Genomic DNA, 14,049 nt, shown 5'->3' on the forward strand with positions numbered 1-14,049 from the left:
CGCGCAGCCTCCTGGCACCGCGCCCGGGCAGATCCCGCACCCTTGTACCGCCCCGGCCCCGCGCGGGGCCCTCCCCGGGCGATCCGCCCCCCTGTCGGGCCCCGACCACCCGTCACCTCCAGCTCCGGAACCGTCCGTGAACGGGCGGGCCCACCGGCCTCCCGCAGTGAGGAGCAACGGCGACCGCGCCCGGCCTGGGCCGCCGGAACGAGAGCCGCGCCGTCGGAACCCCGCCGGACAGCAAACCAGCAGCGCACCGACTTCACCGCAAGGCCGGACACGCAGGGCGGCAACATCACCCGTGCGGAGGTATCCCGTCCCCGCCGCGGTCCCGAGTACCGGTGTGGCGGGGGCAGCCGGCCCGGTACGCGGGACCGGTGTGGCGGCGCCGTGCACCGGCCGGTCCCGACCGGTCGGGTGGGACCGGCAGGTACTCGGCGGTTCCGCGGACGCGGTCCGTCCCGGGCACGGTGTGCGCCTTCACGGACGACGGGCGGGGCGGACCGGCGGAGGGGCCGGTCCGCTGCTCCGGACGGGACAGGGGTCGGGCCCGGCCGGGGTCAGGCCGGGTCGGTGGTGGAGACGGCCACCAGCTTCGTCACCGAGCCGTCGTCGCCGACGACGTCCCGCAGGTGCCGGAAGCCGAGCCGGTGGCACATCGTCAGGCTCGGGGTGTTCTCGGCGCCGACCATGCCGTAGACCTCCTTGAGCCCCAGCTCGTCCCCGGCGTAGCGGATCAGGCCGCGCACCACCTCGCCGCCCAGGCCCCGGCCCCAGAACTCCGGGGCCAGCGCGGTGACCAGCTCGTGGCCGTCGACGTTCCCGGTGCGCTTGACCTCGGCGTGGCCCGCGTACGCCCCGTCCAGCCACAGGCCCCAGACGTCGAAGAGGTTCTGCGGGTAGACGTCGGCCAGGATCGCGCGGAACAGCGTCCGGATGTCCGGCTCGGGCACGAGGTCCTGGCCCATCCAGCGGCACACGTCCGCGTTGCGCAGCAGGGAGACGAAGGCGTCCTCGTCCTCGGGCCGGTAGGGGATGAAATCCAGGTGCTCGGTGCGCAGCGGAGGGGTCATGGTGCTCTCCTCGGGTCGTGGTGGTGCGGCGGCTCGGTGGTGCGGTCGTTCAGTGGCGCGGTGGCGCGGTGGTGGGGTGGTGCGGCGGCCGGGACGGGGCCGGTCGGCGCGGCGCGGCCGGCGGCCCCGTCCGTGCGGCCGGTCAGGCTCCGGCGTTCTCCATGCGCTCGCGCAGGCTCTTCGGGCGCATGTCGGTCCACACCTCGTCGACGTAGGCGGTGCACTCGGCCTCGGTGCCCTCGGTGCCGACGGGCTGCCAGCCGGCCGGTACGTCGAGGTCGGCGGGCCAGAGGGAGTACTGCTCCTCGTCGTTGCGCAGCACCTGGTAGCGGGTGTTCTCGTCCATGTCGGGCTCCTCTGTCGTCGGACGAACGGGTGTCAGTGGTGGTGTACGGTCAGTGGCTTTCCCGGGCGTGCCGGGCGATCTGCCGCAGGGCGGCGGCGAAGTCCTCGGCCGCCCGGCGGACGGACCCGGTGTCGTGCACGGCGGGCCGGTGGTGCCAGGTGAAGGCGAGGCGTCCGTGCTGGGTCGCGCCGACCACCTCCAGCGGGTGGGAGCCGCCGTCCCGGGGGTCGTGGTCCTGGCCGAAGGAGCCGAGTTCGGCGCGGACCAGGCCGTCGCCGGCGGTCTCGGGCCGGGCGTCCCACTGGCCGAGGTAGTTGAAGACGACCTGTCCGTGCCCGCCGGCGGCGAGGCGCTCGCGGATCTCGGGGGTGCCGAAGGTGCGCAGGGCGCCGAAGCCCAGGCCGTTGCCGGGCACCGCGCGCAGCTGCCGGCGCACGGACTTCACCAGGGCGCGCCAGTCGCGGTCCGGATCGGGCCGGTCGGGGTCGGGGACGTGGAAGGTGACGGGGTGGACGGTGGTGAACCAGCCGACCGTGCGGGACAGGTCGACGCCCTCCAGCAGGTCCTCCCGGCCGTGTCCTTCCAGGTCCAGGGCGATCCGCTGCTGTCCGCTCCAGCGGGCCAGGGCGAGGGCGAGCGCGGCGAGCAGCACGTCGTTGACCCGGGTGCGGTAGGCGGCGGGAGCGGCGCGCAGCAGTGCCTCGGTGTCCGCCTCGTCGAGTTCGACGGTGACCGCCGCGCTCGCGACATCGTCGGCGGCGGTGTCATCACTCGCGGCGCCGCCGGGGTCGGCCGGGCCGCCGGGCAGGGCCGTCCGGGCGCTCACCGCCTCCTCCCAGTACGGGAGTTCGTGGTCCAGGCCGCCCTCGGCGACATGGCCGGCGAGCCGGTGCGCCCAGTCCCGGAAGGAGGTGCCGCGCTCCCCCAGGGTGATCGCCCCGCCGCGGACGGCCTGCCGGTGGGCGCTCTCCAGGTCGTCGCGCAGCACCCGCCAGGAGACGGCGTCGACGACCAGGTGGTGGGCGACCAGGAGCAGCAGGGCGGGGTGCTCCGGGTGGCCGGTGAACAGGGCGGCGCGCAGCAGCGGGCCTCGGGCCAGGTCGAAGCCGGCGTGGAGCTCGTCGGCGGCCTTGGCCATGGCCGCGTCGGCGGCCTCGGCGCTCTGCCCGGTCAGGTCGTAGCGGATCAGGAGGTCCTCGGCGGGGGCGGGCGGCGGGTTGAACTGGTGCCAGCCGGCCTCGTCGCGGGTGAAGCGCATGCGCAGCGCGTCGTGGTGTTCCAGCAGGGCGTCGAGGGCTGCGCGCAGTGCCGTCGGGTCGGGGTCGGCGCCGAGTTCGAGCAGGGTGGACTGGTTGAAGTGGTGGTGGGCGGCGCGCGGGGTGGTCAGGAACCACTCCTGGATGGGGGTGAGCGGCAGGTCGCCGGTCACCGGGCCGTCGTCCGCGCGTTCGGTGGTGGTGCGCACGACGGTGGCGAGTTCGGCCACGGTCTGGTGGCTGAACAGGTCCCGGGTGGCCAGGTGGAGGCCGTCGCGGCGCAGCCGGGACACCACCTGCATGCTGAGGATGGAGTCGCCGCCGAGCAGGAAGAAGTTGTCGTCGGCGCCGACCTCGTCGAGGCCGAGGACGTCGGCCCAGATCCGGGCGATCCGTCGTTCGAGGTCGGTCTCCGGCGCCCGGCCCGGGCCGGCGGTGGCGTGGGCGGGCCCGGGGTCGGGCAGGGCCCGGCGGTCGAGCTTGCCGTTGGGGGTGAGCGGCAGGGCGGCCAGCGGGACGAAGGCCGCGGGGACCAGGTGGGGCGGCAGGGTTTCGGCCAGGTGGAGGCGGAGTTCGAGGGCGGACGCGCCGGTGGTGGCGTCGGTCGGGACGACGTAGCCGACGAGCCGTCCGCCGCCGGGGCCGTCGGCGCGGACGGTGACGACGGCGTCGCGCACCAGGGGGCTGCGGCGCAGGGCGCTCTCGATCTCCCCGGGTTCGATGCGGAAGCCGCGCAGCTTGATCTGTTCGTCGGCGCGGCCGGCGAACCGGAGTTGGCCGTCGGCGTCGCGGCGGGCGAGGTCCCCGGTGCGGTACATCCGGTCACCGGGGGCGCCGTACGGGTCGGGCAGGAAGCGCTGGGCGGTGAGGCCGGGGCGGCCGAGGTAGCCGCGGGCGAGGCCGGGGCCGGCCAGGTGGAGCTCCCCGGTGACGCCGGGCGGCACCGGCCGCAGGGCGGTGTCCAGGACGTACGCGCGGGTGGCGCCGCTGGGCCGGCCGATCGCGGGGGTGCCGGTGCCGGCGGTGAGCGGGCCGGTCCAGCTGGCGACGACGGTGGCCTCGGTGGGGCCGTAGGAGTTGATCATCCGTCGGCCGGGGGCCCAGGTGTCGACCAGGTCGGCCGGGCAGGCCTCGGCGCCGACCACCAGGGTGCGCAGGTCGGGCAGGGCGGCGGCGGTTGCGGGTTCCACGGTGGCCAGGGCCGCCGGGGGGATCAGGGTGTGGCTGATCCGGCGGGCGCCGAGGGCCTCGGCGAGCCGCTCGCCGACCAGCGGCCCCTCCTCGCCGGTGACCAGGGCGGCCCCGGAGAGCAGGGAGATGCACAGTTCCAGCACGGAGGCGTCGAAGCTGGGCGAGGCGAACTGGAGCACCCGGTCGCCGGGGCCGACGGCGTACTGCTCGGCGGCGGCCGCCGCGAAGACGGCGAGGCCGGCGTGGGTCACCAGGACGCCCTTGGGAGTGCCGGTGGAGCCGGAGGTGTAGATGACGTAGGCCGGGTGGGCGGGGGTGAGGGCGGTGCTGCGGTCGGCGTCGGTGGGTGCGGTGTCCGGGCCTTCGGCGGTCCAGACCCCGGCCGGGTCGTCGAGCACCAGGTGGGCGGCGGCGTCGCGGACCATGAACGCGCGCCGGGGCGCCGGGTAGTCCGGGTCGACCGGGAGGAAGGCACCGCCGGCCTTGGCGACGGCGAGCTGGGCGACCACCATGGCCGCCGAGCGGGGCAGGGCGAGGGCGACCAGCCGCTCGGGCCCGACGCCGCGCCCGATCAGCTGGTGGGCCAGCCGGTTGGCGGCCCGGTCCAGTTCGGCGTAGCTGAGTTCGCGCTCGCCGTCGAGCAGGGCGGGTGCGTCGGGGGTGGCGGCGACCCGGCGCTCGAACAGCTCGGGCAAGGTGGCCTCGGGCACCGGGCGGAAGGTGCCGCCGGCCTCGGCGGGCGGCGTGTCCGGTCCGGCCAGCGGCAGCGCGCCGACGGCGCGGGCCGGGTCCTGGGCGACGGCCGTCAGCAGGGTGGCGAGCTGGCCGGCCATCCGCTCGACGGTGGCCGGGTCGAACAGGTCGGTGTTGTAGGTGAGCAGGCCGTGCAGCGCGCCGCTCCCGGTCTCGACGAACTCCAGCACCAGCTCGAAGGCCGTCCGTACGGCGTCGGGCTCGATGCCGGTCACGTCGAGGCCCGGCAGGTCGAGTTCGGCGGACGGCGCGTTCTGGAGCACCACGTGGACCTGGAAGAGCGGGCTGCGGCTGGTGTCGCGCACCGGCTGGACCTCGTCGACCACCTTCTCGAAGGGCACGTCCTGGTGGGCGAAGGCGTCGAGGACGGTCTGCCGCACCTCGCCGAGGAGGGCGTCGAAGGACTGGCCGGGTTCCACCCGGGAGCGCAGCACCAGGGTGTTGACGAAGAATCCGACCAGCTGCTGGATCTCGGGCCGGTGCCGGCCGGAGGTGATCGTACCGACGGTGATGTCGGTGTCCCCGCAGAGCCGGGCCAGGTAGGCCTGGGAGGCGGCGACCAGGGTGGTGAACAGCGTGGCGCCGCGCTCCCGGCCGACCTCGGCCAGCCGGCGGGCGGTGTCGGCGGGCAGTTCCAGGCGGACGGTGGCGGCATTGGCGGCGTTCGCGGCGCGCACCGCGGGCCGGGGCCGGTCGGTGGGCAGCCTCGGCGGTACCACTCCGGCCAGTTGGCGCTTCCAGTAGGCGAGCTGTTCCCCGCTGGGGGCCCCTTCGGTGCGCTGCCAGTGGGCGTAGTCGGCGTACTGCACCGGCAGTGGCGCCAACTCGGTTTCCGCGGAGTCGAGTTCGGCACGGTAGAGGTGGGCCAGGTCGCTGAGCAGCACGCCGCTGGACCAGCCGTCGGTGACCATGTGGTGCAGGGTCAGCGCCAGCACGTGGTCGTGGTCGGCCAGCCGGACCAGGGTGGCGCGCAGCAGGGGTCCGCGGCGCAGGTCGAAGGGCCGGGCGCGTTCGGCGGCGAGCAGGTCGCGCAGGGCCTGCGGCCGTTCGCCGGCGGGCCGGCCGGAGAGGTCGTGCCGTGGCAGCGGTACGACGTGCGGCGGGTTGACCAGTTGGACGCCGTGGCCGTCGACGCTGTCGAAGGTGGTGCGCAGCGACTCGTGCCGGGCCGTCAGGGCGTCCAGGGCCGCGCCGAGGGCGCCGGGGTCGAGGGTGCCGCGCAGCCGCAGCGCGAGCGCGACGTTCTCGGCGACGCCGGGGGTGAACTCCTCCAGGAACCAGAGGCGTTGCTGAGCGTGGGACATCGGGGCCGCGCCCGTGCGGGGCACCGGGACGACGGGCGGGCGGGCCGGGGTGCCGGACGCCTCGGTGAGCAGCCGGGCCAGGCCGGCCGGGGTGGGGTGGTCGAAGACCGCGCGGGGGCCGAGGTCGGCGCCGAAGGCCTCGGCGAGGCGGGCGGCGAGCCGGATGCTGAGGATGGAGTCGCCGCCCAGGGCGAAGAAGTCCTCGTCCGTGCCGGGCGGGCGGATGCCGAGGACCTCGGCGAAGACCTCGGCGGTGCGGTGTTCGGCGGCGGTGCGCGGTTCGACGCGGGCGCGGCGCCCGTGGCCGGGCCGCTCCTCGGGCGCCGGGAGGGCGGCGCGGTCGACCTTGCCGTTGCGGCTCAGCGGGAGGGCGGGGAGCGGGACGACGGCGGCCGGGACGAGGTAGTCGGGCAGGGCGCGGGCGGCGAAGGCCCGCAGTTCCTCGGGGTCGACGGCGCCGACCGGGTAGGCGACCAGCCGGCGGGCGCCGGGCCGGTCCTCCCGGACGACCACGGCGACGTCGGTGACCTTCGGGTGGGCGGCGAGGGCGGCCTCCACCTCGGCGGGCTCGACCCGGAAGCCGCGGATCTTCACCTGGTCGTCGGCGCGGCCGAGGAATTCGACGGTGCCGTCGGGGCGGCGCCGGGCGAGGTCCCCGGTGCGGTACATCCGGGCGCCGGGCGGGCCGGAGGGGTCGGCGAGGAAGCGGGCGGCGGTGGCGCCGGGGCGGCCGAGGTAGCCGCGGGCCAGGCCCTCGCCGGCCAGGTAGAGCTCGCCCGCGCAGCCCGGCGGGACGGGCCGCAGCCGGCCGTCCAGGACGTGCACCCGCCGGTCGTCCAGCGGGCGGCCGATCGGGACGGTGTCGGGCACGGCCGCGGCGTCCGGGAGGGCGTGGGCGGTGGCGAAGGTGGTGGTCTCGGTGGGTCCGTAGCCGTCCGTGACGGTCAGTCCGGGGCAGGCCGCCAGGACGCGGCGCACGGCGGCGGCGGGCACCACGTCGCCGCCGGTCCACAGGGCCCGCAGGCCGGTGAAGCAGTCCGGCGCGTCCTGGGCGAGCAGCCGGAACAGTCCGGCGGTGAGCCACAGCGCCGTCGGTCCGTCCGGTCCGGCGAGGCGGCGCAGCAGTGCGGCGTCCACCGGGCCGGCGGGGGCGACGAGCACGCAGCCGCCGTTCAGCAGCGGCGCCCACACCTCGAAGGTGGCGGCGTCGAAGGCGACCGGCGAGTGCAGCAGCACCCGGGCGCAGCTGCCGTCGGTGAAGCGGCTGTCGGTGGCGAGCGAGGCCACGTCGCGGTGCCGGACGGCGACGGCCTTGGGTTCGCCGGTGGAGCCGGAGGTGTACATCACGTACGCCAGCCGGTCGGGGTCGGCGGGCGGAAGGTGCGGGGCCGCCTCACCGGTCCGTGCGGCGGCGACCTGTTCGGCGCTCAGCCGGTGGGCGGCGCCGGCCCGGTCGAGCAGGGCCCGGCGGCGCTCCTCGGGGGCGCGCGGGTCGACGGGCAGGTAGGCGCCGCCCGCCTTGAGGACGGCCAGTTGGGCGACGACGAGTTCGGTGCCGCGGTCCATCGCCAGCGCCACCCGGTCCTCGGGGGCCAGGCCGTCGGCGAGCAGCCGGGCGGCCAGCCGGTCGGACCAGTCGTCGAGCCCGCGGTACGTCAGTTCGTGCTCGCCGTCGCGCACGGCGGGGGCGTCGGGGGTGCGGCGGGCCTGCTCGGCGAAGATCCCCAGCGGGCTGCGCGGCACCGGCGGGCGGGCGGTGGCGTGCCAGGCGGCCAGCAGTTCGCGGTCGGCCGCGGTGAGCGGGTCCAGCGCGGCGAGGTCGCCGTCCAGGCCGTCGGCGAGGGCGGTCAGCAGCAGGGCGAGGCGGTCGGCGGCGTCCTGGACGGTGCCGTCGTCGAACAGGGCGGGGTCGTAGGCCAGGTCGAAGGCGAGCTGCCCGCTGAGGTGGGCGCGCAGGCACCAGGGGAAGGTGGTGGCGTCGTCGGCGCGCACCTCGACCACCCGCACGCCGGTGCGGTCCGCGGCCGACTCGTCGACGGGGTAGTTCTCGAACACCAGCATGCTGTCGAACAGCGGTTCCCCGGCGGGCAGTTCGCTCAGCGCCTGGACGCGGGGCAGCGCCAGGTGGTCGTGGCGGCGGCCGTCGCTCTGCCGGTCCTGGAGGTCCCGCAGCCAGGGCAGCACGCCGCCGGTCGCGGGCGGCCGGACCCGGGCCGGCACGGTGTTGATGAACAGGCCGATCATCGTCTCGACGCCGGGCAGTTCGGCCGGCCGCCCGGAGACGGTGGTGCCGAAGACGACGTCCGCGGTGCCGCCGTAGCGGGCCAGCAGCAGCGCCCACGCTGCCTCGACCAGGGTGTTGACGGTCAGTCCGGCGGCGGCGGCGTTCTCCCGCAGCCGGGCGGAGAGCGCCTCGTCGAGGGCGCGGTGGACGGCGGCGGTGGCCCGGGCCCGGTGCGCTCCGGCGGGCCGGCGGTCGTAGGGCAGCGCGGTCCGTTCGGTGAACCCGGCCAGGGCGCCGCTCCAGTGGTCCTCGGCGGCCTGTTCGTCCTGCTCGCGCAGCCAGGCCAGGAAGTCCGCGAACGGGCGCCGGACCGGGCGGGGCGCCTGCGGTCCGCCGGTGAGCGCGGCGTACTCCTCGCACACCTCGGTGAGCAGCTGTCCGGTGCTCCAGCCGTCCAGGATCACGTGGTGGGTGGACCAGAGCAGCAGCACCTCCTCGCCGGGCAGCGCGGCCAGGGCCAGCCGGCTGAGCGGCGCGGTGCCCAGGTCCAGCCCGGCGGCCCGCTCCTCGGCGAGCAGCCGTTCGGTCCCCCCGGCGCGCTGTTCGGCCGTCAGCGCGCGCCAGTCCAGGTGGCGGACGGGCAGGGCGGCACGGCGCGCGACCAGCTGGACGGGGTGCGGCAGGCCGCGCCAGTGCACGGAGGTGCGCAGCGCCGGGGTGCGGTCGGCGACCTGCTGCCAGGCCGCGGCGAAGGCCGCCGGGTCGGCGACGCCGGCCAGCCGTACGGCGATCCGGTCCACGTAGGCGCCGTCCCCGTCGACCAGGCCGTGGAAGAGCATGCCGGACTGCAGGGGGGTGAGCGGCAGCACGTCCTCGGTGTCGCGGCCGTCGCCGACCAGGGCGTCCAGCCGCTCCTGGTCGAGGCCGGCCAGCGGGAAGTCGGACGGGGTGCGGCCGCCGGCGCCGGGGCTCGCGCAGTGCTCGGCCAGCTCGCGCAGCGCCTGGAGGGTCTGCTCGGCGAGGGCTCGGACGGTGGCCTCGTCGTAGCGGGCCGCGGGGTAGGTCCAGCCCAGTTCGAGCCGGCCGTCCTGGACCGCCCCGATGACGTCCAGCAGGTAGGGGCGGGGCTCGTCGGGGTCGGTGTCGCGTCCGGCCGGGGGCAGCGAGCCGCGCAGCAGCCCGTCGGCGGCGGCGCTGCGGCTGTCCCACTGGCCGTGGTAGTTGAAGGCGATCAGCGGCGCGGCCGCGTCGGCCGGCAGGGCGGACGGGTGCAGGTGGCGCAGGGCGCCGTGGCTGAGTCCGCGCAGCGGGACGGCGCGCAGCTGCTCCTTGACCGAGCGCAGGGTGTCGTGCCAGCCGGCCTCGGGGTCGACGTGCAGGGCGAGCGGGAACTCGGCGGTGAACCAGCCGACCGTCCGGGAGAGGTCCTGGTCGGCGAAGAGGTCCTCGCGGCCGTGGCCCTCCACCCCGATCAGCACGGAGTCGCGGCCGCACCAGCGGGCCAGGGTGCGGCCCAGCGCGCTGAGCAGGACGTCGTTGACCTGGGTGCGGTAGACCTCCGGGACGTGCCGCAGCAGCGCCTCGGTGGTCCGCTCGTCCAGGGTGACGGTGACGGTGGCGGCGGTGCCGTGGGTGTTGGGGCCGGGCCGCCCCTCGGGCAGCCCGGCCGGGGCCCGGCCGGTACGGGTCCAGTACGCGCTGTCGCCGTCCAGGGCGCCGGAGCGGGTGTGCCGCTCCAGCCGGGCGGCCCAGCGGGTGTAGGAGGTGCCCGGCTCCGGCAGCCGGACGGGTGCGCCGGTGCGGGCGGCGCGGTAGGCCGCTTCGAGGTCGGCGAGCAGGATGCGCCAGGAGACGCCGTCGACGGCCAGGTGGTGGATCGTCAGGACGAGCTGGCCGGCCTGGTCGGCGCCGCCGTCGAAGAACAGGGCGCGCAGCATCCGGCCCTCGACCGGGTCGAGGGAGCGCTGCGCCTCGTCGGCGGCGCGCTGCACCTCCGCTTCCGCCGTCGCCGGGTGGTGGGTGAAGACGCCGTCCGGTGCCTGCTCCAGGACCTCCTGGTGCCAGCCGGATCCGCCCCGGCGGAAGCGGGTGCGCAGCGCCGGGTGGTGCTCCGCCAGGGCGAGCACCGCGGTCCGCAGGGCGGCCGGGTCGGTGCCCGGGGCCAGGGCCAGCCGCTGGGTCATGGTGAAGCGCAGCGCCTCGCCCGCCCGGCGGCCGTCGAGGTACCCGTGCTGGATCGGGGTGAGCGGGGCCTCGGCGGGCTCGGCCTCGTCCACCTCCGTCCGTACCGACGACTCACCGGCGCACAGGGCGAGCTCGGCGACGTTCTGGTAGCGGAAGACGTCCTTGGTGGTGAGGGCGAGGCCGGCGGCGCGGGCCCGGGAGACGATCTGGATGCTGAGGATGGAGTCGCCGCCGAGGGCGAAGAAGTTGTCCCGGGCGCCGACCCGCTCCACGCCCAGCACCTCGGCCCAGATCGCGGCGAGCCGCTGCTCGGTGCCGGGGCGCGGGGCGACGTACGGGGTGGTGCGGTCCGGCTGGGCGGGCGGGGCGGGCAGGGCCCGCCGATCGGTCTTGCCGCTGACGGTGCGCGGGACGCGGGCCAGCGGGACGAACGCGGTGGGCACCAGGTGGTCGGGCAGGGTACGCCGCAGCCAGGCCCGCAGTTCCTCGGCGGGCGGCACCCGGTCGCCGGCCGGCACCGGGTAGCCGACCAGCAGGGTCCGGCCGCCCTGTTCGCGGGCGGCGACGGCGCAGTCGGCGAGGTCGGGGTGGGTCAGCAGGGCGGCCTCCACCTCGCCGGGCTCGATCCGGAAGCCGCGGATCTTGACCTGCTCGTCGGCCCGGCCGAGGAACTCCAGCTGTCCTTCGGCGTCCCAGCGGGCCAGGTCGCCGGTGCGGTACATCCGGGTGCCGGGGGCGCCGAACGGGTCGGCGAGGAAGCGGCCGGCGGTCAGCCCGGGCCGGTTCAGGTAGCCGCGGGCGACCTGTTCCCCGGCCAGGTACAGCTCCCCGGGCATGCCGGGCGGCACCGGGCGCAGCGCGCCGTCGAGCACGTGGGCGGTGACGCCGCGGCCCGGCCGGCCGATCACCGGGCGCCCGGGGTGGTCCGCGCAGCGGGCGTAGGCGGCGTCGACGGTGCACTCGGTGGGCCCGTACAGGTTGTAGGTGCTGATGCCGTACTCGGCCTGGGCCGCGCACAGGTCCCGCCAGGTGGCGGCGGGGATCGCCTCGCCGCCGAGCTGCAACAGCCGGGGGTGGTGGGGGGCGGGGGCGAACAGTCCGGCGGCGGTGAGTTCGCGCAGCAGGGAGGGGGTGACGTTGACGACGTCGAGCCGCTGGTCGACGATCCGGGCGAGGAAGGCCTGCGGGTCCAGCCGGACGTCCTCGTCGATCAGGTGGAGTTCCTGGCCGGAGACCAGCAGCAGCGGGCCCTCCCAGCTGGTGTCGAAGGAGAGGGAGGCGCTGAGGGCGACCTTCAGCCGGCTGCCGTCGGCGGTGTGCGGGGCGAGCATCCCCTCCCGGTGGTCGCGGCAGAGGTTGACCAGCTGGCGGTGCTCGACGACCACGCCCTTGGGGCGGCCGGTGGAGCCGGAGGTGTGGATCAGGTAGGCGGCGTGTCCGGGCAGCAGCGGGGCGGTCCGTTCGGCATCGGTGAGGTCGTGGCCGGGCAGGGCCTCCCACGGCACCTCGCGCAGGGTGTGCTCGGTCAGCACCGTGTGCGGCCGGGTGTCGTCGAGCAGCAGGGCGGCCCGCTCCTCGGGCAGGTCCGGGTCGACGAACTGGAGGACGGCGCCGGCCTTGAGCACCGCGAACAGCGCCACCAGCAGGTCGGAGGTGCGCGGCAGCCGGACGGCGACCACCTGCTCCGGGCCGGCGCCGAGGGCGGCCAGGTGGCGGGCGAGGCGGTTGGCCCGGGTGTTGAGCGCGGCGTAGTCCAGGGTGGCGTCGCGGGCGACCAGCGCGGTGGCGTCCGGGGTGCGGGCGGCCTGCTCCTCGAACAGGGCGGTGAAGGTGGTGTCGGGCCCGGGCAGCGGCTCGCCGCGCCCCTGCCGCAGCACCTGCTCCCGCTCCTCCCCGGTCATCAGCGGCAGCGCCCCGACGGCCGTCGCGGGCGCGTCGGCGGCGGCCGCCAGCAGGATGGTCAGCCGGTCGGCGAGCTGCCGGGCGGTGCGGGCGTCGAAGAGCCCGGTGCTGTACTCCAGGTAGCCGGTCAGGCCGCCGTCGTGCTCGGCGAAGTCGAAGGAGAGGTCGAAGGTGGCGTTGCGGACGGGCGGGGTGAGGGGTTCCACCGTCAGGCCGGGCAGCCGGGGCGCCTCGGCGCCGAGGTTGTGCAGCGCCACCATCACCTGGAACAGCGGGGTGCGGCTGGTGTCGCGCTCCGGCTGGAGGACGTCCACCAGCCGTTCGAAGGGCACCTCCTGGTGGGCCAGGGCGTCCAGGACGGTGGCCCGCGCGGCGGTCAGCAGCTCGTGGAAGGACAGCTCGGGGCGGATGTCGCCGCGCAGCACCAGGGTGTTGACGAACATGCCGACCACGTCGTGGAGTTCGCCCTGTTCGCGGCCGGAGGTGACGGTGCCGACGGCGATGTCCGTCTGCCCGGACCAGCGGGCCAGCAGCACCTGGCAGGCGGCCAGCAGGACGGTGTAGAGGGTGCCGTCGGCCTCCCGGCCGCGCTCGCGCAGCCGGGCGGTCAGCCCGGCGGGCAGGGTGAAGGTGACCAGCGCGCCCTCCCGGGTGCGCACCGCCGGGCGCGGCCGGTCGGTGGGCAGCTCCAGCGGGGCCAGGCCGTCCAGGGCCCGGCGCCAGTGGTCGAGGTCGGCCTCGGCGGCGGCGGTGCGGGTGCGCTGCCAGGCCGCGTAGTCGGTGTACCGGACGGGCGGCGCGGGCAGCCGCGGGCGGCGGCCTTCGAGGGCGGCGGCGTACAGCTCGCCGAGGTCGCGGCCGAGCACGCCCATCGACCAGCCGTCGGTGGCGATGTGGTGCACCGCCAGGGCGAGGACGTGCTCGTCGGCGGCGGTGCGCAGCAGGCGGGCGCGCAGCACCGGGCCGGCTTCGAGGTCGAAGGGGGTGGCGGCGATCCGCTCCAGGCGGGCGTCCAGGTCGGCCGGCGGGACGTCCTCGCGGGGCAGTTCGACGGGGTGGGGCGGGCGCACCACCTGCCGGGCCCGGCCGTCCCGTTCGGCGTAGGTGGTCCGCAGTGCCTCGTGCCGCTCGACCAGGGCGTCCAGGGCGCCACCGAGCGCGGCCCGGTCGAGGGTGCCGCGCAGCCGCAGCACGGACAGCGAGGTGTACTCGGTGCTGCCGGGCTCGAAGCGGTCGAGGAACCAGAGCCGCTGCTGGGCGTAGGAGAGCGGCGGTTCGCTGCCCGGGTCGGCGGCGGGGACGACGGCCGGGACGGCGGTCCGTGCGGCGCCCGGGCCCGGCTCGCCGAGCGCCTCGGCGAGGTCGGCGAGCACGGGGTGGGTGAACAGCAGCCGGGGCGAGAGGTCGGCGGAGCCGAAGGCGGCGCGCAGCCGGGCGGTGACCCGCACGGCGAGGATGGAGTCGCCGCCGAGGGCGAAGAAGTCGTCCTCGGCGCCGATCGGGCCGGCGTCCAGGACCTCCGTCCAGGCCCGGGCGACCAGCCGCTCGGCGGGGGTGCGGGGGGCGGTGCGCTCGCGGCCGGCGGCGTAGCCGTCCGGTCCGGGCGCCGGCAGGGCGCGCCGGTCGAGCTTGCCGTTGGGGGTGAGCGGCAGGGCGGCCAGCGGCACGTAGGCGGCGGGTACCAGGTAGGCGGGCAGCAGCCGTTCCAGGTGGGCGCGCAGCTCGGCGGCGCCCGGGGGCCGCAGCGGGTCCGCGCCGACGACGTGGGCGACCAGCCGGCGGGTGCCGGCGGCGTCCTCGTGGACGCCGACGGTGG

The 14,049-nt window shown here is 76.7% G+C and carries 3 protein-coding genes; all 3 read right to left on the reverse strand.

The window, feature by feature from the left end:
- Positions 1–560 precede the first annotated feature (560 nt).
- The 3 genes from ACWGKU_RS14350 to ACWGKU_RS14360 all read right to left on the reverse strand — a co-directional run bounded on the left by ACWGKU_RS14350 (position 561) and on the right by ACWGKU_RS14360 (position 13,900).
- Complete coding sequence (locus tag ACWGKU_RS14350) at positions 561–1,073, reverse strand: GNAT family N-acetyltransferase (RefSeq protein WP_401052067.1); 513 nt, start codon at positions 1,071–1,073, stop codon at positions 561–563.
- Between the two features lie 142 nt (positions 1,074–1,215).
- Entirely contained in the window at positions 1,216–1,419 is a 204-nt protein-coding gene (locus ACWGKU_RS14355; protein WP_316528801.1) for an MbtH family protein, read from the reverse strand.
- Positions 1,420–1,468: 49 nt separating this feature from the next.
- Complete coding sequence (locus ACWGKU_RS14360; RefSeq protein WP_452191447.1) at positions 1,469–13,900, reverse strand: amino acid adenylation domain-containing protein; 12,432 nt, start codon at positions 13,898–13,900, stop codon at positions 1,469–1,471.
- Positions 13,901–14,049: the final 149 nt, after the last annotated feature.

The organism is Kitasatospora sp. NPDC054768 (genome assembly GCF_053612025.1).